Consider the following 19,390-nt stretch of genomic DNA (forward strand, 5'->3'; position numbering starts at 1 on the left):
GCGGATGCACGCCTGGGAGGCGGACCACCATGACCGAGCTATCCCCCGTTCTCAAGCAGGCCACCCCGGTAGTCGTCGACCACGGATCGGGCTGCTACCTCTACGGCACCGACGGCCGCCGCTATCTCGACTTCACCGCGGGTATCGGCGTGACCAGCACCGGGCACTGCCACCCCCATGTGGTCGCGGCGGCCCAGGCGCAGGTCGCCAGTCTGATCCACGGCCAATACACCACCGTCATGCACCGACCGCTGCTCGAACTCACCGAGCGGCTCGCCACCGTGCTACCGGAAGGCCTGGATACGCTGTTCTTCGCCAACTCCGGCAGCGAGGCGGTCGAGGCCGCGCTGCGCCTGGCCCGCCAGGCGACCGGACGGCCGAATGTCATTGTCTTCCATGGTGGATTCCACGGCCGCACCGTCGCGGCCGCGACCATGACCACCTCGGGCACCCGCTTCTCCGCCGGATTCAGTCCGCTCATGTCCGGTGTGCACGTCGCGCCGTTCCCGACCGCGTTCCGCTACGGCTGGACCGAGGCCGAGGCCACCGCCTTCGCGCTGCGCGAACTGGACTACCTCTTCGCCACCGTCACCTCCCCCGCCGACACCGCCGCGTTCGTCGTCGAACCGATGCTCGGCGAGGGCGGATACGTCCCCGGCAACAGCACGTTCTTCCGCGGACTGCGCGAGCGCGCGAACCGGCACGGCATCGTGCTCGTCTTCGACGAGATCCAGACCGGTTTCGGCCGGACCGGAAAGTTCTTCGGACATCAGCACTTCGGCGTCCGCCCCGATGTCATCACCATTGCGAAGGGCCTGGCCAGCGGATTCCCGCTATCCGGTATCGCGGCGTCACGCGAGCTGATGAGCAAGGCATGGCCGGGATCCCAGGGCGGAACCTACGGCGGCAATGCGGTGTCGTGTGCGGCGGCGATCGCCACCCTCGAGGTGATCGAATCGGAGCGTCTGGTGGACAACGCCGCCGCGCGCGGTGCGCAACTGCTGGCCGGACTGCGCGACAGCGCCACCAAGGCGATCGGAGACGTGCGCGGCCTCGGACTGCTCTGCGGCACCGAATTCACCACCGCGACAGGCGAACCCGATACCGCGACGGCCGCAGCGGCGCAGCGGCTCGCGGTGGACAAGGGCCTGCTGCTGCTCACCTGCGGTGCGCATATGAACGTGGTGCGGATGATTCCACCGCTGATCGTGACCGATACCCAGGTCGACGACGCGCTCGCGATCTGGTCCACCGTTCTCGCCGAACTCCCCGGATGACCTAGGAGACCGACCGATGCCCCGCTACATCACCATCACACTGACCAAGGCGGGCGTGAGCTGCCGCGCCCGGCTGCTCGACGCCGAGGCGCCACAGACCTGTGCCGCGGTGTGGGATGCCCTGCCACGGGAGGGCGACGCGTTCCACGCCAAGTACGCCCGCAATGAGGTGTACACGCTGGTGCCACGGATCGCCGCGGCACCACATCGGGAAAACCCGACCGTCACACCCATTCCGGGCGATGTCTGCCTGTTCGATTTCGAACCGTGGGAGATCGGCAACCCGGCCTACGGCTACGAGCCCGGCACCGCTGCGCACCACGAGCAGGGCGCCACCGATCTCGCGCTGTTCTACGGCCGCAACAACCTGCTCATCAATGGCGACCTGGGCTGGGTGCCCGGAAATGTCTTCGCCACCATCGAGACGGGGCTGTCCGATATCGCGGACGCCTGCAACACCCTCTGGTTGCACGGCGTCCAGGGCGAAACCCTCGCATTCACCCGCGCCTGACCGGCTACGACCCCAGGACGTACTCGGCGTAACGGGCGACGGCCAGGACCAGATCATCGGAATGGCGCGGCCCGACGATCTGCAGTCCGACCGGCATCCCGGCGGCGGTGGTGCCGGCGGGAATGCTGATCGCGGGTTGCTGGGTCATATTGAACGGATAGGTGAACGGCGTCCATCGCGGCCAACCGTCCAGCCCGCTGTCGGGCGGGACATCATGGCCCGCCTCGAATGCGGTGATCGGCATTGTCGGGGTGATCAGCACGTCATAGGTGCTGTGGAACGCGCCCATGGCAATGCCGAGCTGGGCGGCGACGTCGCGGGCGTCGAGATAGTCGACGGCACTGATGGATTCGCCGCGCTCCCAGACCGCGCGCAGCCCTCGGTCCACCTGTTCGCGCGTATCGTCCGGGAACTTCGCCAGCATGGTGGCCGCACCGGCGGCCCACAGCACCTCGAATGCGTCGCGCGGATCCGCGAAGCCCGGATCCTTCTCCACGACCCGTAGCTCGGCCTCGGCCAACCGCCGCACCGCCGCGTCCACCACCGCGGCAACCTCCGGATCGACCTCGGCATAACCAAGGGTCGGCGAATAGGCGACGGTGAGCCCCCGCACCTCGCGCGACATCTGGCCGCGGAAGGTGGTCACCGTGGGCGGCAGCGCGCTCGGATCGCGCGGATCGGGCAGCGACAGAATGTCCATCAGCAGTGCCGCGTCCTCGACCGTCCTGGTCATCGGCCCCGCATGCGCGAGCGGACCGAACGGACTCGCCGGATACAGCGGCACCCGGCCGTGCGTCGGCTTGAAGCCGACAATGCCGCAGAACGCGGCCGGAATGCGAATGCTGCCGCCGCCATCGGTGCCGACCGATACCGGCCCCATGCCGGCCGCCACCGCGGCCGCACTGCCGCCCGAGGAGCCGCCCGAGGTGGTTGCGGGATCGGCCGGGTTGCGGGTGATACCGGTCAGCGGGCTGTCGGTGACCGCCTTCCAAGCGATTTCGGGCGTTGTCGTCTTCCCGAGGAACACCATGCCGTCCTCGCGCAGCCGGGCCACGACCGGGCTGTCCACCTGCCAGGGACCGCTCGGATCGACCGATGTGCTGCCGCGCCGGGTGGGCCAGCCCTCGGTCAGGAAGATGTCCTTGATCGATATCGGCACACCGTCGAGCAGCCCACGGGCATAGCCCGAATTCCACCGCGCCTGCGAATCTTTGGCCTGTACCAGCGCACGATCGGGGTCGACCAGGCAGAAGGCATTCAACTCGCCGTCCCGCGCCGCGATCGCCTCCAGGATCGCCTCGGTCGCCTCGACCGGCGAGAGGGTGCCGGCCGCATAGGCCGAGACCAACTCGACGGCGGTCATCTCGGCCGGTTGGGTGCTGCTGTTGATACGGGGGTAACTCATGGCATTGGCTCCTTCAGCCGGGCACGTACCCCAGCGCTTTATCGACCACGTTGTCCAACGGCCGACCGGCGATCCATTTGTCGAAGTTGGCGGTGAATGCGGTGACCACCTCGGTTCGCCAACCGCTGAAGTCACCCGAATTGTGCGGAGTGATAAGCACATTCGGCAGATCCCAGAGCGGATGCCGCGCCGGTAGCGGCTCCGGATCCACCACGTCGAGTGCCGCCCCGGCGATCGATCCGGAACGGAGCGCGTCGACGAGGTCGTCGGTCACAACGAGTTCCCCACGGCCGACATTGACAAACCTGGCATGCGGTTTCATCGCGGCAAATGCCTTGGCGTCGAACATTCCCCGGGTCCGCGGCGTCAACGGTGCGACCGCGACGACGTAGTCGGCAATGGGAAGTTCCGCGATCAGATCGGTGCCCACGGCCCCGAAATCCGGGTCGGTGGCCCGCGCGCGCCGACCCACCGCCCGCACGTTCATCCCGGCGGCACGCAGCAATCGCGCGATGGCTCGGCCGATCGAACCGGTACCGACGATCACGACGGTGGCACCCGCGACGCGTTCGGATTCCCGATGCCGCCATTGCTGCCGTTGCTGTAGCCGCAGCGATCCGGTCAGATCCTTGGCGAAACCGAGGATCTGACCGAGCACGTATTCCGCTATGGCAGTATCGAATACGCTGCGGGTATTGGTGACCACGACCGCGCTTTCCCGCAGTTCCGGGAACATCACCGGGTCCACCCCGGTCGAACCCATGTGCAGCCAGCGCAGCCGATCGGCCGCGTGCCAGGCGCCGGGCACCGCGCGAGTCAGGAAGTCGTAGACGAACAGCACCTCGGCGCCGCGCAGCGCGTCGGCGAGTCCGGACGCCTCCGTGTAGCGCACTTCGGCTCGTTCGGCCACGGCGGCCATGAGGTCCGCGTCGGGCACACTGTCACTGTGCAGGACGGTGACAATCGGGCCCTGTTCCACATTGACACACTAAAATCGCATCGTATGATTGTCAACAATCCGATCGTTCTCGGAGGTCTGACGGCTGAGCGCGAGAGGGGCCGCATTGGAACTCGGCTTTCCCGATATCGAAGGGCCCGTAGCACAACGGGGTATCGGGATCATCGCACCGTTCGACCTCGCGCTCGAACGTGAGCTCTGGCGCTGGGCGCCCTTGGACGTCAGCCTGCATCTGGCCCGCACCCCGTACGAACCGGTCCCGGTTTCGATGGCGATGGCCGAACTGGTCTCCAATCCCGTGCATCTGACCGCCGCGACCCGCGACGTGCTGCACGTGGAACCGGAAGTCGTTGCCTACCTGTGCACTTCGGGCAGTTTCATCAGAGGTCTAGCCTACGAGAAGTCCTTGCGCGACACCATCTGTCGCGCGGGGGCACAGGAGGCCGTCACCACCTCCGGCGCGCTCGTCGAGGCGATCCGGCATCTGGACCTCAGTAGGGTTTCGGTGATCACCCCCTACGACGAAATACTCACCGGCAAACTGCACGACTTCCTCGCCGAGGCGGGCTGCACCGTCATCCGGTCCGACCACCTCGGATTGGGCGGCGGCATCTGGAAGGTGAACTACCGCACCATCGCCGAACGCATTGTCGGCGCGGACGATCCGCGCGCCCAGGCCATCTTCGTCAGCTGCACCAACCTGCCGACCTACGACGTCATCGAGCCACTCGAACGGGCGCTCGGCAAACCCGTGCTCACCGCCAATCAGCTCACCATGTGGGCCTGCCTGGGCCGGATGAAGCTGCCGATGATGGGTCCGGGAAAGTGGCTACTCAACGTTTTCTGAACGGAAGAACAGGCATGCAGGCACCCACCGTCGGCTTCATCTATCCCGACCATGCGGCCGAGGACGACTACCCGCTGGCCGCCGCGGTCCTCGGCACCCGACTGCCGGTGGCCCATATCTACGGCACCGATCTGCACGCCATTGCCGAACTGCTCGATCTGGGCAGTCCCGACAAGCTGCGGCACGGGGCCGAACTGCTCGCGCCCGAACGGCCCGCGGCGGTCGTGTGGGCCTGCACCTCGGGCAGTTTCGTGTACGGGCCGCAGGGCGCGCGCGATCAGGTGCGGGCGCTGGCCGCGGCCGCGGGGGTACCGGCATCGAGCACCAGCCTCGCCTTCGTCGCGGCCGCGCGGGCGCTCGGCGTGCGGCGCGTCGCGGTCGCCGCGAGCTATCCGGACGATGTCGCGCGACTGTTCGTCGACTTCCTGGCCGACGCCGGAATCGAGGTGGTCGCACAGTCGAGCGCCGGGATCGACACCGCCGCCGAGGTCGGCACGCTGAGCGCCGCGCAGGTGCGCGAACTGACGCTGGCCAACGATCACCCGGACGCGCAGGCCCTGCTGATTCCCGACACCGCCATGCACACCATCGCGGTGCTCCCGGAACTCGAGGCCGCACTCGGCAAGACCGTGTTGACCGCCAATCAGGTCACCATCTGGGAGGGTCTGCGGCTCATCGGCGAAGTGCCGACCACCGCGACGCTCGGCTCCCTCTTCTCGGAAAGGCACACCTATGTCGGTCGTTGATTTCGAGCCGGTGAACCGGCAGTCGACGGCGGAAATGATCGCCGACCGGCTGCGTGAGGCGATAATGCGCGGCAACCTCGGGCCCGGCGCGCAGCTCGGGGAGGCCGATCTCGCAACACGATTCGGGGTATCGCGCGGTCCGGTGCGCGAGGCGATGCAGCGACTGCTCACCGAGGGCCTGCTCTACAGCATCCGCAACCGCGGCATCTTCGTCATCGAACTCACCATCGACGACGTCGTGGACATCTACCGAGCCAGAACCGCCCTCGAAGGCGGCGCGCTCGCGCTGATCCTCGACGGCCGCCGCGATATCGCCTACACCGCCCTCGAACCCAGTGTGACCAGCATGCGCGCATGCGCCGAAACCGGCGACACCGCAGGAGTTTCCGATGCCGACCAAGCCTTCCACGAGGCCCTCGTCGAGAGCGCGGGCAGCCCACGGCTCGTCCGCGCCGCCCGCACCCTGCTCATCGAGACCCGAATGTGCCTGGGCGCCTTGCAGACAACGTACCCAGACCTGCGCGAGCAGGCCCAAGAGCACGTCGAGTTGCGCGATGCGATCGGATCCGGACCGGCGGCCCGCGCCCGCGCATTGCTGGTCGAGCATATGGACGACGCGGTCCAGCGGCTGCGCCGTCAACACTCCGGCGGAGAGCCCGCTACGTAGTCCAGATGGCCGCGAGCCGGCGAGGGTGGTGCGTCATTGCGCACCACGGCCCTCGTCAGCCGCGCGCAACGAAAGTCAGGCGTTCTCGACCTCGACGCCCTCGTAGGCGATCGTCACCTCTTCGGTCGCCAACTCGTCCGCCCCGGCCCGTCGTGACGGGCCATGCCAATCCGACGCCCATGCGCCCGAGAGGCGAATCCGCTTGACCGGATTCTTGTTCGGGTCCATCACCGTCACCGTGATGTCCTGGCGCGCACCATCCGCGCCACCCTTGGTGAAGGTTGCGTGGATCCAGTCGGTGAACACCTTGCTGCGGTCCAACCCGCGGATGATCGTGATCGCACCACCGCGCACCGGCGCCGAATCCAGCTCACTGATCTGCTGAACCGTTTCCACCGGGAACATTCCCAGATCGATAACGAAGGTGGATCCACTCATGGTGTCGCCGATAGCCATGGAAACTCCTTGTCTGTCGGGGCGCTGAGCAGACCTCGTCACCTGAAGGACGAGACCCGCATTTACTGTCGCGCCATCGTCTACGTCATGGAGAACACAACGAACTCGGCCGGGACCGTGGGCGCGATGCCCATATCGCATTCGCATATCATCTGGCTATAACTGGCGACTCCGCAGCGGAACGGACATATCCCCAGAGAGGTAGCGCCGAGATATTCGAGAACCGGAGCGCGATCGACATCCTGTCCGGCGCCCCCGCCCAACCCGCCCGCCCGATCGTCATGCGGTTTCGAAGCCCGTAATCGGGGGCGTCCCCAAGCCGGTCGCGCGATGGTCGGCGATGTGCGCGGTGAGCCATGGCAGCGCGGTGCGGATGTGCGCGACCGCGGCAGTGAGGTGTTCGAGTCCGCGATAGCCACGGAAGGTCACATCGACGCCGAGGCGCGACCAGTCCTCACGCAACCGCGGCGCCTGCCCGTAACCGACCGCCTGATCGGCACGGCCGTGGGTGAGCAGCACCGGCGCGGCCGGAGCCAGCGCACCGAGCCGATTCTCGCGCATGCGGGCCAGCCAGTCGGGTTCGCTGAGCGGATCGGTGACCACATAGCGCGCCCGGTCGAATTTGTATGGCATGCGGGCGACTATCTGTCCGACGATATGGGTGTCGATCAGCTTCGGATACATGCGATGGCCGTGCTGGTTGAGGTAGCGGGCCAGCCGCAACTCGGGATAGGCGATATCGAGACCGACCGCCGCATACGCCTGCAGCCAGGCGAATCGGCCACCGGTCAGGAAGTCGGCGGCGTATTCGAGGTCGGCGCAGACACCGCCCACCGCGGTCGCGACCAGCGGAATATCGGGCGCGTAGGCGGGCTGTAACTGCGCGGCCCAAGCGGCGGCGGTGCCACCCTCGGAGTATCCGAACAGCGCGGCAGGGCCGTCCTCGGCAAGTCCGGTGTCGGGGAGATTGCGCGCGGCCCGCATCGAATCGAGGACCGCCGGACCGAGGGCGCGGCCGACGATGTAGGGGTGACCGCCGCCCGTACCGAGCCCCGGGTAGTCTGTCAGCGCGACCGCCCAGCCGCGCCCCAATATCCTTGTGATCAGCGGGGTTTCGTATTCCAGACCGGCCACGAGCTGCAGCGACGGCGCACAGTGCTGCGCATGTCCCTGAGTGCCGATGGCATAGCCGATCAACGGTCGCGGCCCCTGGTACGGCCGGTGCGGCACGAGCACGGTTCCGGACACCACGATCGGCGCACCCGTTGCCGAACTGCTGCGATACAGCACTCGCCAAGCCCGCACCCACAGCCGCACACCCGGCAGCAATTTCACTCGGACGGGCTCGGCCCGAAGCAGGTCACCGGGCCCGCCATCGATCGACGACGGCGGGCGATAGAACTCCTCGTGCTTGCGCGCTGATCCTCGCAGGCTCAACGGGTTCGGGATCGTCGAGAGTCGCATCGTTGCACCTCCGATCGGGACTGCTGGAATTGTATTGAGCAGACTAACAGAATCCAGATACCAGTGGTATCTTGAATTCATGTCAAGAATGACGCGACCGGAAAGCCAGGCGCGAACGCGCGCCGACCTGGCCCGAACCGCCCGCGATCTGTTCATCGCCGACGGCATGGCGAATACCTCGCTGGCGCGGGTCGCCGAGGCGGCGGGCTACTCCAAGGGCGCGGTCTATTCCAACTTCCGCAATAAGAACGAGCTCTGCCTGGAAGTTCTCGAACTGATCCATACCGAGGCGCTCGCGGAGATCACCGCCGTGGCCGAGATGCGGGGTTCGGCCGAGGACCGCATCGCCGCATTGACGCACTGGGCGCGCAAGCGCATCGACGATGTCGGATTCACCCAGCTCGCGTTCGAACTCACGCTGACCAGCCGTGCTGATCCTCGGCTGCGCGACCAGATCGCGGCGAACCTGGCCGCGCTGCGGTCGGCGATCGCCGAGCTGCTGGCCGCCGTAACCGGCAACGGCTCGTCCGACTTCTCGGCCGACGCCGCACAGGCGGTGTTCAGCATGGGTCTGGGGCTGAGCATCCAACGGACGATCGATCCGACGATCTCGACCGGTCCCGTCGCGAGGCTACTGCCCGCTCTGCTCGCCGCGGCCAACGCCACCGAGTTGAAAACTGTTCAACCAAGCGAGCGGTCGCCCACCGATATTGAAAAACGTTCAAAGCGCCGCGGCGGAACCGCACGCAGCGACGAATCACGCTCGGCCCTGCTGGATGCCGCGATCGAAGTATTCGGCTCGAAGCGTTTCGACGAGGTATCGACCACCGAGATCGCGCAGCGGGCAGGCACCGCGATAGGCCTGATCAACTATCACTTCGGTGGCAAGCGCGGCCTCTACCTCGCCGCGGCCGACGCCGTCTACAGCGACTTCTGGGATGAACTCCAAGCGCTGCGCGGTCCGGCCGTTCCCCGGCTCATTCGCGGTCTCGACCTCTACATCGATCAGGCCGAAGCCAGGCAAGGCTCACCGCTCGCGCTGTCGACGCAGGTGACCGACGACGATCTGCGGGCGATGCACCATCGGCACATCGATCGCTTCGTCACGGCGATGATGCAGGAACTCACCGGCGGTGCCGGTACCGCACTCGCGCGTACCGCGATGGCAGGTTGGATGGCCTTTGTCGAAGGCGCCGTTGCCGATTGGCTACGCACCCGCGACATCAGTCGCGTGCAACTGCGCGAGCTACTGGTCGCGAGCCTGTACACCATCGGACAGTCGATCCTCACGCTCGACCCCGGCACCCCACTTTCCTCCCGCGCGATCAACGCGCTCCTCGAGCACGCCCAACCCACGAAGCAGACGGAGCACCAAGAGTGACCACATCTCTGGACAACGGACCGAACAACTGGCTCGCGGCCGGACCGATAGGGCGCGGCGTCGCCTGGCTGGTAGGCCCGCGCGGGCTGCGCAACCCGGGCCGGCTGCGCCGCGAGGTCGCTGGCAAGATCGCGGTGGTGACCGGCGCGTCCTACGGTCTCGGCGAAGCCACCGCTCGAATGCTCGGCGCTGCGGGCGCCACCGTCGTCCTCGGCGCGCGGTCGGCGGAACAACTGCAGACCATCGTGACGGAGATCAAGGCCGCGGGCGGAAGCGCTGTCGCCATCCCCCTCGATCTCGCATCCGAGGATTCCATCAAATCCTTCGCCGATGAGGTGCTGACCCAGTTCGGCCACGTCGACTACCTCGTGCACAACGCGGGCAAATCGCTGCGGCGGTCGATCCACCTGTCCTATGACCGACCCAAGGATCTGAACACCACAACTTCGGCCAACTACCTCGGACCGATGCGGCTGACGCTGGCGCTGCTGCCGAGCATGCGGGCCCGCGGATCCGGCCACATCGTCAACGTCTCCACCGTGGCCGTCATGTTTCCGGTCACCCCGAAGTGGGGGTTCTATGTGTCCTCGAAGGCGGCCTTCGACATCTGGATGCGGGCGGTCGGGATGGAGGCCCGCCCCGACGGCGTCACGCTGACGACCTTCTACGCCGGTTCGATGTTCACCCGAATGAGCGCACCCAGCGGCTGGATTTCCGCACTGCCCGGGCAGTCCGCCCGCCAGGCGGGGCATGTCATCGCCAAGGCGATCGTCAAGAAGCCGCGCACCCTGACCCCGGTCTATGGCTGGCCACTCGCGGTGCTGGTGCCATTGCTGCGCACCCCGATCGAACTGCTCACCACTTTCATCTACCGCTTCCTCGGCGACACCGCGGCCTCGCTGGCCAGTGTCGAGAAGGGAGACGACGATGTCGCCTGACCACACCGGCTTCCAATGGCGGAATGCGGTTGTCCCACTGGCGACTTCGGGTGCGTTGCGCCCGGTCGGCCTCACCACGGCGGTCCGGATCACCGATGCGGTCCGGCGATTCGGGCCCTCGATCGCCACCGTTATGGCCATATCGGCGGCCCGCTACGGCGATCGCCGCGCCGTCATCGACGAGCATGGTGCGATTACCTATCGACAGTTGCAGCATCGCGCCGACGCGATCGCCGCGGCATTGCACAACCGCCATCCGGGCGCGGCGACGTTGGCCATCCTGTGCCGCAACCACCGTGGCTTCATCGAGGCGTCGGTGGTCGGCGCCCAACTCGGTTGCGAACTCGTCTTTCTCAATACCGATCTACCGCGGGCACAGCTCGCCCAGATTCTCGAGCGGCACCGTCCCGACATCCTGGTGCACGACCAGGAGTACGACGAAGCGATCGACGCCTGCGGATTTCCTGGCACCCGGGTCCGGGCCTGGCAGGACACCGAGGCGCCGCTATCACTGGATTCCCTTGCCCGACAGTCACATCCGGCCGCACCACCGGTGCGTCATCCGGTGAAGATCACCCTGCTCACCTCGGGCACCACCGGACTCGCCAAAGGCGTGTCCCGGCCGCTGCGCCAGCGCACGGTGCTGGAGATGGTAGCCACCGCGATGTCGGCCACCCGATTCAACTCCCGCGACGTGATAGTGATGGCCCCACCGTTCTTCCACGGTTTCGGACTGGCCATCATGATGGGCGCGCTGGCCCTCGGCACGACGGTGATCACGCACCGGCGCTTCGACGCCGAGCAGGCACTCGCCGATGTGCAGAACCATCGCGCCACGGTGTTCGTCGGGGTACCGGTGATGGTGCAGCGCCTGGTGGGGATACCGGAACAGCGGCGTCGCGAATTCCGCACCGGCTCACTGCGTTTGGCGGTCACCGGAGCGGCGCCGATCGCGCCTGCCACGATCAGCCAGTTCATCGCTGCCTTCGGTCCCATCCTGGTGAACGGTTACGGCTCCACCGAGGCCGGCATGGTCTCGATCGCCACCACCGAGGATCTGGCCGAATCACCGAAGACCGCGGGACGCCCGGCCATCGGCGTCTCGGTGCGCATCCTGCGCGCGGACCGCACCCCCGCCGCGATCGGTGAGACCGGCAGCATCTTCGTGCGCGGCGGACTCGGCTACCACGGCTATGTATCCGACGCAACGTCGACGACCCCCACGAAGGAAGTGGTCGACGGCTATGTGAACACCGGGGACATGGGACATCTCGATGCCCGAGGCCGGATCTACATCGACGGCCGCGACGACGACATGATCGTCTCCGGCGGCGAGAACATCTACCCCAAGGAGGTCGAGGATGTCATCGCCGAACACCCCGCCGTCACCGACGTCGTCGTAATCGGCGTGCCGCACCCTGAATTCGGACAAGTGCTGCGCGCCTACTTCGCCACCGCCGCCGGTCGCACCCCACCGACCGCCGACGAACTCAAAACGCACATCCGCGAACGACTCGAACGCTACAAGGTGCCCAAGGAATTCATTGCGCTCGAACAGATTCCGCGCAACCCGAGCGGCAAGATCCTGCGCCGCGAGCTGGAAAGTCACAGAAGAACCATCGCTGGATAGCAGTGTGCGCGCGGCCACATCGCACCATCACGATCCTCGGCTACTCCCCCACATCTGTCGCCTTGCCCGAACACCAGCCGCAACCGCGCGCGGTTGGTGAGCGCGGCTGGTCGATGATGCCGTTGTTCGTCTGCTGAACGGATTCACCAATCGTGTTCGGGTATCAGCTCTGCCTTTGCTTCTGCGAGGAGGTCGCATTGGAGGGACGCGCAGTGAGACCACCAGTCGGGGTATGTCGCGGGGTCGCGAACGGCGTCGTGCAATCCCCGCGCATGGGCAACTACCCTGTCCCGCAAAGCATCTGAGCATATGATCTCGACCCGCTTCTCTGCCAGCCACACGCTTTCGATCAGTCGCTTCAGATCGGCGGGGGTACCTCCGCGCTCTCGGATATCGAGTTCGCCCTGCAGTCGCTGTGCTGTCTCGAGGTAGTCGATGATCGCTGACTTCACCTCCTCTCTGCGGGCAAGGCGACTCTCCGCGAGGAACTTTAGCTTCGCGGCACGCGCCGAACTCCGTTGCACCATAAGCGTTGCCGATGAGCCGAGCCCCGCGCCGAGTAGCGGCAGCAGACCCGTAACCAACGTTGAAACGACTCCTGTCGACATGACTCAATTCTCGCGATCGGCTGCCGATCTCGATTCGGATTTCCCACTATCGCCGGACACAGCTCCGGAGACGGCAAGAGCGGCAACAAGCAGGATCACCGCGAGCAACTTGTGGGCGGATGCAGATCCACTGCGGGATATCCCTTCGCCGCAGGTTGCCCGAGCAGCTGTGCGCTCATCTATCTCGACAACGGCGCTGGAGGCGTACCTTCAGACCGACCTGGGCAAGGGACTGCCCGCGCGGCCACCGCGCAATTGCGCATCACTGGTGGGCCATGGTGAGACCGATTTCGCTAATTCGGAACTCACCGGTGGTGACCTCGACGGCGGTGTCGGTGAAGCGGCGCGCCCCCAGTGTGGTCGTCAGGAATTCGCGCACCGAAGCAGGTTCGGTGGCGAGCGAATTCAGTACCTGGTCGGGAACTTCGATGGTGCCGTCGAAATGCCTCGACTGCGTGCTGATTCCCGATTGCCGCGGTGACTGCCGCAACCCGTCGACGGTGTGCAGCACGAGATCCAGGTGTGAACCGTCGCTGAAACTCAGCCGCAGCGGCGTGGGAGTGACCGCGACATCGAAGGATTCGATGCGTGCGGTCCACCCGGCCGCCGACGTTCCGGCATACGAATCGCCTGTGGGCGAGGCGGACTCGTCGACGGTTCGGTCCGCGGCGGAATTGTCGAGCCGATGCCCGGTCAGCGGCTGATCGGTGGGAACGAAGGTCCATGCGGAGGCGGTGAGCGTTTTCGTCCAATAGCCCGTGCGGTTGCCGCTGACTCCTTCCACGCGTAGTTCACGCGCGTCCGATCCGATGCCGGTTTTGTGTACCGAGACGCGGTCGGTGATATCGCCGGGGATCTTGGGTTGGCGCACCCACTCGGGAGCCGGAAGCTGGATCGCGGCGTAGTGGGTGTCGATGCGTTCGGACAACATGTCCGCAGCCGCTGGCAGCCCCCGCTGATCGTCGTAGGAGTAGCGGAAGAAGACCTTGTCCGCACCGGAGATGTCGAAGTCGTACAGCCGGGTGTAGAGATCGCCGAAGCGGTTGACCACCAATGTCGTTGATCCGCTCGTGGACAGCGCGACGGCGCGGAATCGCCCGCGGGCCGGGGTGGCCATTTCATAGCCGTGGTCGACGGGCAGCCATGGGTCGATGTATCGGATCCGGCGGCCGCCATCGGTCAGTGCGAAGACATGCGAGACCTTCGCGCCGCCGACGGAATGATCATTGTCGGCGGTGTCGCGCCAGTGCCGGTCCTCGTTCGGCGACAGCACCGACCAACTCCAGTCGAGGGTGCCCGCAGGCAATGTGTTGCCCGGGCCGGTCCACAGCGGGTTGCCGTAGCGGCTGCTCCAGTTCCAGTCGTTCGGTGCGCTCAGCGCGTGGTCCATGGTGAAGAATCGGCCGTCGCGATCGATGGCCATGACCTCGTCGTCATCGGCGGAGACGCCCGAGATTCGGCCCTCGAGGCAGCTGGGCAGCGGCAGGTGCCGCCACCCACCACTCACCTCGGCTTCCTTGACATAGATATGACCATCGCGAGCCGCGAAAGACCAACGGCGATTGAACGATTCGGTGGAACTGCGCAGGTATACCTCGGCGGGCGGTGCGGTCTCCGCGACGGGCATCGCATCGAGTCCGGCGTTGCTGTCGTCCTCGGCCACTTCGGGTGTCCCCACCGTGCCGACCAGCGTGCAACTATCGGCATCGGCGCTCGCACCAGGATTCGCCGTGAGACTCGCGACGATCAGTCCCGCAACAGCAGCGAGAACAGCCTTGTTGTTCGCGCGCACCTTCACAGCCACCCCAGTGCTCCGAAAACGATGATCGCCGTGGCATCCACACCCAGGATCGCGCCTACGGCGAGTACTTTGGCGCGCACCGTGGCCAGGTCGTGGACCCAGAAGCAGACGGCGAAGAACGGAACGTATCCGATCAAGAAGATGAGAAGCGGAAAGCTCGCCTGCCACCAGGACCAATCCCAGGTGAGCACACCGATCTTATTGAGCAGCACCTCGACCAGCACGGCCGCGGCCGAGTTCACCGCGACGAGCACCGGCCGGTTCGGCACTCCGAGAATGCGGGTCTGCTTGGGGGGCAACATCTTCGCCGCGGCCACACCCATGATCGCGAACATAAAACAGATCTCGATATTGAGGCCGATGAGCAGCTGATAAGCGGTCGGCCCGGTCGCGCCCCAGACCGGTGCGCGACCGGTGGCATGGAAGACCACGGAGTTCCATATCTCGTTGAACCCGTCCATACCCCACAGCGCGAGCCCGGCGAAGAACACATTCCAATTCCGCCGCTCGACCTCGGTGGCGTACACGTAGATCACCACGAGCAGCAGCGCAATGACATACCACTTGAACTGGCCGCTGTCTCGAACCAACTGAAGCGCCGCTTGGGCATGCTCGGTCATCAGCGTCGGTCCCCTTCCTGAACCACGAACGCCCGAAGCATGTTACAACTCGACATGGAATGTCAACCTGTAATGCCGACCCAGCGCAACTGACACCCCTCGGCAACCCGAGTTGCAGGGTGCGGACAAGCGCACGGTTAGCCGCCATCCGCGGCAAGGATCTGCTCGCGGTGTTGCCCAGTCTGCGGGGCGGTCCCGTCCAATAGTGTTGCGGCGCAGTTCTACTCGACTATCTGTTCGGGGTCGGCTGGGGCGAGGAGTTGGTCTACGCGGCGGATGGTGAGGACGGTGATGAACATGCCGACCGCGCCGAGCGGCCAACCCATGGCCAGGCGGGCTATCGCGAGCCAAAGATCGGCGCCTGTGCGGTAGAAGTGGGATTGGACGGTGAAGCGTCCACCGTAGATGAGAGCCCATGCGGCGGTGGCGATGTCGTATCGGTGGATGATTGCGCTGTTGCGGCGCCAAGCGATGCCGCCACCGGCCAGGGCGGACCAGATGATGCCGACCATGGGGAGTCGCACCAGGATGGATACGGTGAAGATCGCGCAGTACAGGAGGCTGCCATAGATTCCGTACAGGAAATAGGCTCGGGCTGAACCGGTCACGTAGGCGGTGGCGGCGCAGATGCCCACCCCGATCAGGCCGAGCATGGCGCCCCGCCATGAATCCCGGAGACGGACTCGCCACAGGAAGATCAGGGTAGCTGCGGAAATCGCGACCACGACGGCGGGCACCAAGCCCAGCGTCAGGTTGACGACTATGAAGACGATGGTCGGGAGGCTGGAGTAGACCAGCCCCGCCAGTCCTCCCATGCGCTCGTAGACGCGAGCGAGTGCATTCCGCTGGTGCGATTGCATCGATCAGCCCGCCGAACGAAAGCGGTCACCCTCGACCCGGACGAAATGCCTCGGCATACCGAGGGACAGGAAGACATCGGGCACCGCGAAGCGGTTCAGTTCGATGCCCAGCGCCGGTCCGAACGCGGTCACACATGTCCAGTGTTCCCGTCGCGGCGACCAGTGCGGCACCCGACCCCATCGGTAAGTGAGCCCGCCGACCAGGCATGTCGCGTAGTCGTATCGTCGGCATGCCGAAAGTTCGCCAATATCCATGCGGCAGTCCAATTCGACTGTCGCGCAGGACAGGGAAGCATGCAAGTAGTCCTCGACAGGGGCCAGGGTGAACCCGCCGGGACCGAACGCTGCCGCGCGATCGACGCAACCGTCGACAACCGCGATAGCGTGCCCGTACCGGCTACCGGACACGCTGCGCACCAGGCGATTCGGATGAGCCGGCGTAGCAGTCAGCAGCATCGTCGTGCCGACCCTGCCCCGAAACCATCCAACGATATCCGGTATCGAGGTGGCTGGTTGATCGCCGCTCGACCGATGCATCGTCACGGGGCGGGCCTACCGATGCCGCACAACGCGGCCTCGATATCCGCCGTCGTCGTAAACCTGTTGACCTGCCGCGCACCTATCGGATGCAACCCACACGCGTACGCAACGAACGACGTGCACGTATACCGGTCGCCGCGGATCGGCTGATACGGCAGTGCCCGCCCCGCCAACAGGAACGGAATACCGCGCGACACCGCGCCCCAGTCATAGGCCGTACCCGGTCCCGCCGCCGCGGCAACCACCTGCATATCGACTGGTGCGCAACCGATCTCACATACCTCGAACATCCGCTTGTCGAAAACCGGCCGAGGCCGGACCTTCAGTCCCGACGTCATGTATGTGAACGTGACGCCGTCCACCTCGAGGGACGCATGGGAGTATCGGGTCCGGCACATCGTCGCGAAGGCCGTGCTGACAATGCTGACACGCCGCGGATTCCAGGGCCGCGGGCTCTGGCTGAGCAAGACCGTGGCGAAGGTGCTCAATCCGACCTGCTCAGCTCCGCCGCCCGCGCCGCGCAACTCGACGCTATATCGGCGAACGGTTTCCATCCTGCCCCGACCGCTAGCTCCGCGGATTCTCGGAATGCGGTCGCGGCCAACCGGTGGCAATGCGCATCGACCTCCAGTAGGCGAATGAGTCCGCCGATGTCGTCCGCCGTCAAATCCTGCGCGGTCGGTGCGACTCCTGCGAGTTCAGCCGCTCTGGCGATGGGATAGGTGATGTTCGCGGATGCGAAATCTTCGGCGTAGTCGTGGACATCGTCCTCCAATTGGAGTCCGACCGCCAACAATTGGAGGCTGCAATAGAACTCTTGGCGGTGGAAGGTCGGCCCATCCGGCGACAACACATCCGCCAGATCGAACAACACCATCAGCGGGCCCGACTTATCCCCCAAGGCCAAGATATCGTCGCTACCGAAGACATGACCGCTTCGCGCACGTTCGCGCTCGCGCTCACGCGCCTCCACGAAACGCCGGTAGTAGTCCTGCCGATAGCCGTTCAACGTGCGCAGCGCCGGACCGGCCAACCGTGCGAGCCGTTCCTCGTATTGCTCGGCCAGCGGCGCGAGGAGCAGCGCATCATCGGAGGTCATCGCCAACTCGTCCACATGCCAATCCACCAACCGGTGGAACGCGTGTCCATATCCGGCGCATACTGCCATGTCGAACAGGGTTGCCTCGCCGACACCACGCTCAGCCGCCATCTGCATCGGAAGAAGGAAATAGCCACTCTCCACGCCGAACAATTCGATTCGACTGGTGGGCAACGCCGCACCGTACAGTGAATGAACTTCCTTCTGCAGATAGGAAACTATCGTCGCGCCGGTGAAAGGCAATCCCTGCCCCACCGAAGGTGTTCTGCTCACCAGTTGTTGTCCGGTGTCATCCGCGGCATCATCGGACGCCCAGTGCGGCGCCGTTCCCGCACATCGGTCACCGCATCACGGTCTTCTTTCAATTCGGTGACTGCGGCGTCGAACATGTCGACGAAACGTCCTTTGGCTTCTTTCACTTTCACATCGCTCTGCACAGCTACTCCTCATCAGGTCGAACTCGGTCATCGACAATGAAACGCGACCTGATAGCGGGAATGATGCTGAACAACGACCGTGTGCCAATTTTGACCCCGGAATCCGCGGGGCGAGCAGGATCTGGACATGCAGCGGCAGCACCGGGCAAGATTCTGCACCGAACCGGACGTCCAGCATGTGCTGCCTGTCCCGAATGAGAGAGCGCGGGATTTGGCGGCCGCGCGAGTACCCGACAGCCGCGAGCCCTTAACGCCCGGTGAACTGGGCGGGACGGCGCTCCAGGAATGACAGCATGCCTTCTTTGGCGTCGTCGCTGGTGGATAGGCGGCGCAGCTCATCTCGGATCGCGTCGCCCGCGACGACTTCACCGTCGGTGAGTGCGAGCCGAGCCGAGGCCATGGTCGCGCGGATTCCGAGAGGGGCTTGCTCGCTGATTCGTTGCGCCAGTTCGATTGCGCGGCTGAGCTGTTGGCCGGTGTCGACGACCTCTTGGACGACCCCCAAACGCAATGCTTCGTTCGCGTCGAACGGATCTCCGGTGAGCAGCCAGCGCATCGCGTTGCCCCACCCGGCTTCCCGCGGCAGCCGGTAGGTGGCGCCCCCGAGCGGGAAGATTCCGCGTTGCACCTCCATCTGGGCGAATTGGGCATTGGCGGCGGCGATTCGGACGTCGGCTGCCAGGAGCAGTTCGATGCCGATGGTCATGGACCATCCGTGCACGGCGGCGACGACCGGAGTTGTTCGTGCCGGGCCGGTGGTGGAGACCGGGTTGAGTTCGTCTTCGGCCCAATCGACATTGTCATCGACGATCTGGGGCAGCACATCGGCGAGATCGAGTCCGCCGGTGAAGTTGTCGCCGTTGCCGTAGAGGACACCGCAGCGCAGGTCCTCGTCGGTGTCGAGCACGTAGTACGCGTTTGCGAGCGCCCGCAGCAGGTCCATATTGAACGCGTTGCGTTTGGCGGGCCGGTTCAGGCCCATCAGCAGCACGCGACCCGACTTCTCGACGCTGAGTACCTCGCTGGGCCGCAAATTCTTGATCAATGCCTGAACTCCGATCCGTGCTGTCGTTGGTGTTCGCCGTAGCCCGGCGCGCACCGTTGTTTCCTGGTCGAGTAGAAGAGCGCGTGGTCCAGCCACTGCG

Annotated in this window: 21 protein-coding genes; 8 read left to right on the plus strand and 13 right to left on the minus strand. The window is 65.6% G+C overall.

The genetic code is table 11. The features are described from left to right. Nucleotides 1–29 precede the first annotated feature (29 nt). Both ACQP0C_RS30815 and ACQP0C_RS30820 read left to right on the plus strand, forming a co-directional pair. Nucleotides 30–1,277 (plus strand): aspartate aminotransferase family protein, encoded by a 1,248-nt coding sequence (locus tag ACQP0C_RS30815; protein ID WP_433725599.1) that lies wholly within the window; start codon nt 30–32, stop codon nt 1,275–1,277. A 16-nt stretch (nt 1,278–1,293) separates the two neighbouring features. Then, complete coding sequence (locus ACQP0C_RS30820; RefSeq protein ID WP_433725601.1) at nt 1,294–1,788, plus strand: DUF3830 family protein; 495 nt, start codon at nt 1,294–1,296, stop codon at nt 1,786–1,788. Nucleotides 1,789–1,792: 4 nt separating this feature from the next. Here the strand turns inward: ACQP0C_RS30820 and ACQP0C_RS30825 are convergent, their stop codons facing one another. Both ACQP0C_RS30825 and ACQP0C_RS30830 read right to left on the minus strand, forming a co-directional pair. Beyond that, nucleotides 1,793–3,178 (minus strand): amidase, encoded by a 1,386-nt coding sequence (locus ACQP0C_RS30825; RefSeq protein ID WP_433734712.1) that lies wholly within the window; start codon nt 3,176–3,178, stop codon nt 1,793–1,795. Between the two features lie 28 nt (nt 3,179–3,206). Next, complete coding sequence (locus ACQP0C_RS30830) at nt 3,207–4,172, minus strand: D-2-hydroxyacid dehydrogenase (protein WP_433725603.1); 966 nt, start codon at nt 4,170–4,172, stop codon at nt 3,207–3,209. A gap of 85 nt (nt 4,173–4,257) precedes the next feature. Between ACQP0C_RS30830 and ACQP0C_RS30835 the strand changes: the two genes are divergently transcribed. Genes ACQP0C_RS30835 through ACQP0C_RS30845 form a run of 3 tightly spaced genes read left to right on the plus strand, consistent with a single transcriptional unit; the run spans nt 4,258 to nt 6,411 of the window. Beyond that, complete coding sequence (locus ACQP0C_RS30835; protein ID WP_433725605.1) at nt 4,258–4,998, plus strand: maleate cis-trans isomerase family protein; 741 nt, start codon at nt 4,258–4,260, stop codon at nt 4,996–4,998. A 14-nt stretch (nt 4,999–5,012) separates the two neighbouring features. Further along, complete coding sequence (locus ACQP0C_RS30840) at nt 5,013–5,744, plus strand: maleate cis-trans isomerase family protein (RefSeq protein ID WP_433725607.1); 732 nt, start codon at nt 5,013–5,015, stop codon at nt 5,742–5,744. Then, nucleotides 5,731–6,411 carry a GntR family transcriptional regulator gene (locus tag ACQP0C_RS30845; protein ID WP_433725609.1) on the plus strand — a complete coding sequence of 227 codons (681 nt, stop codon included), beginning with the start codon at nt 5,731–5,733 and terminating at the stop codon, nt 6,409–6,411. The genes ACQP0C_RS30840 and ACQP0C_RS30845 overlap by 14 nt, the downstream gene beginning before the upstream one ends. Before the next feature lie 75 nt (nt 6,412–6,486). Here ACQP0C_RS30845 and ACQP0C_RS30850 read toward each other — a convergent pair whose 3' ends face one another. Then, complete coding sequence (locus ACQP0C_RS30850; protein ID WP_433725611.1) at nt 6,487–6,867, minus strand: phage tail protein; 381 nt, start codon at nt 6,865–6,867, stop codon at nt 6,487–6,489. 279 nt (nt 6,868–7,146) lie between these two features. Further along, nucleotides 7,147–8,331 (minus strand): lipase family protein, encoded by a 1,185-nt coding sequence (locus tag ACQP0C_RS30855; RefSeq protein WP_433725613.1) that lies wholly within the window; start codon nt 8,329–8,331, stop codon nt 7,147–7,149. Between the two features lie 79 nt (nt 8,332–8,410). Between ACQP0C_RS30855 and ACQP0C_RS30860 the strand changes: the two genes are divergently transcribed. From ACQP0C_RS30860 to ACQP0C_RS30870, 3 genes are read left to right on the plus strand one after another with little or no spacing between them, the layout of a single operon-like run. Continuing rightward, nucleotides 8,411–9,712: a TetR/AcrR family transcriptional regulator gene (locus ACQP0C_RS30860; protein ID WP_433725615.1), complete on the plus strand. Its 1,302-nt coding sequence runs from the start codon at nt 8,411–8,413 to the stop codon at nt 9,710–9,712. Further along, nucleotides 9,709–10,650 carry an SDR family NAD(P)-dependent oxidoreductase gene (locus ACQP0C_RS30865; RefSeq protein WP_433725617.1) on the plus strand — a complete coding sequence of 314 codons (942 nt, stop codon included), beginning with the start codon at nt 9,709–9,711 and terminating at the stop codon, nt 10,648–10,650. Before ACQP0C_RS30860 ends, ACQP0C_RS30865 begins: the two co-directional genes overlap by 4 nt. Beyond that, nucleotides 10,640–12,280 (plus strand): AMP-binding protein, encoded by a 1,641-nt coding sequence (locus tag ACQP0C_RS30870; protein ID WP_433725619.1) that lies wholly within the window; start codon nt 10,640–10,642, stop codon nt 12,278–12,280. The genes ACQP0C_RS30865 and ACQP0C_RS30870 overlap by 11 nt, the downstream gene beginning before the upstream one ends. 143 nt (nt 12,281–12,423) lie before the next feature. Here the strand turns inward: ACQP0C_RS30870 and ACQP0C_RS30875 are convergent, their stop codons facing one another. The 9 genes from ACQP0C_RS30875 to ACQP0C_RS30915 all read right to left on the minus strand — a co-directional run bounded on the left by ACQP0C_RS30875 (nt 12,424) and on the right by ACQP0C_RS30915 (nt 19,290). Beyond that, entirely contained in the window at nt 12,424–12,888 is a 465-nt protein-coding gene (locus ACQP0C_RS30875; RefSeq protein WP_433725621.1) for a hypothetical protein, read from the minus strand. A 262-nt stretch (nt 12,889–13,150) separates the two neighbouring features. After that, on the minus strand, nt 13,151–14,692 hold the full coding sequence (locus ACQP0C_RS30880) for a hypothetical protein (RefSeq protein WP_433725623.1): 1,542 nt from the start codon (nt 14,690–14,692) through the stop codon (nt 13,151–13,153). Continuing rightward, complete coding sequence (locus ACQP0C_RS30885; RefSeq protein WP_433725624.1) at nt 14,683–15,309, minus strand: hypothetical protein; 627 nt, start codon at nt 15,307–15,309, stop codon at nt 14,683–14,685. Before ACQP0C_RS30885 ends, ACQP0C_RS30880 begins: the two co-directional genes overlap by 10 nt. 221 nt (nt 15,310–15,530) lie before the next feature. After that, on the minus strand, nt 15,531–16,124 hold the full coding sequence (locus ACQP0C_RS30890; protein WP_433725626.1) for a DUF3159 domain-containing protein: 594 nt from the start codon (nt 16,122–16,124) through the stop codon (nt 15,531–15,533). A gap of 48 nt (nt 16,125–16,172) precedes the next feature. Further along, the gene (locus ACQP0C_RS30895; RefSeq protein WP_433725628.1) at nt 16,173–16,301 is read right to left on the minus strand and encodes a hypothetical protein; all 129 of its coding nucleotides are present in this window, start codon (nt 16,299–16,301) and stop codon (nt 16,173–16,175) included. A gap of 407 nt (nt 16,302–16,708) precedes the next feature. Continuing rightward, complete coding sequence (locus ACQP0C_RS30900; protein ID WP_433725630.1) at nt 16,709–17,047, minus strand: hypothetical protein; 339 nt, start codon at nt 17,045–17,047, stop codon at nt 16,709–16,711. Between the two features lie 146 nt (nt 17,048–17,193). Beyond that, the gene (locus tag ACQP0C_RS30905) at nt 17,194–17,982 is read right to left on the minus strand and encodes a hypothetical protein (RefSeq protein WP_433725632.1); all 789 of its coding nucleotides are present in this window, start codon (nt 17,980–17,982) and stop codon (nt 17,194–17,196) included. 95 nt (nt 17,983–18,077) lie between these two features. After that, nucleotides 18,078–18,245 carry a hypothetical protein gene (locus ACQP0C_RS30910; RefSeq protein WP_433725634.1) on the minus strand — a complete coding sequence of 56 codons (168 nt, stop codon included), beginning with the start codon at nt 18,243–18,245 and terminating at the stop codon, nt 18,078–18,080. 247 nt (nt 18,246–18,492) lie between these two features. Then, a complete protein-coding gene (locus ACQP0C_RS30915) occupies nt 18,493–19,290 on the minus strand; it encodes a crotonase/enoyl-CoA hydratase family protein (RefSeq protein WP_433725636.1) in 798 nt (265 codons plus the stop codon). Nucleotides 19,291–19,390 lie beyond the last annotated feature (100 nt).

This window comes from Nocardia sp. CA-129566, from assembly GCF_050956075.1.
Taxonomy (GTDB): Bacteria; Actinomycetota; Actinomycetes; order Mycobacteriales; family Mycobacteriaceae; genus Nocardia.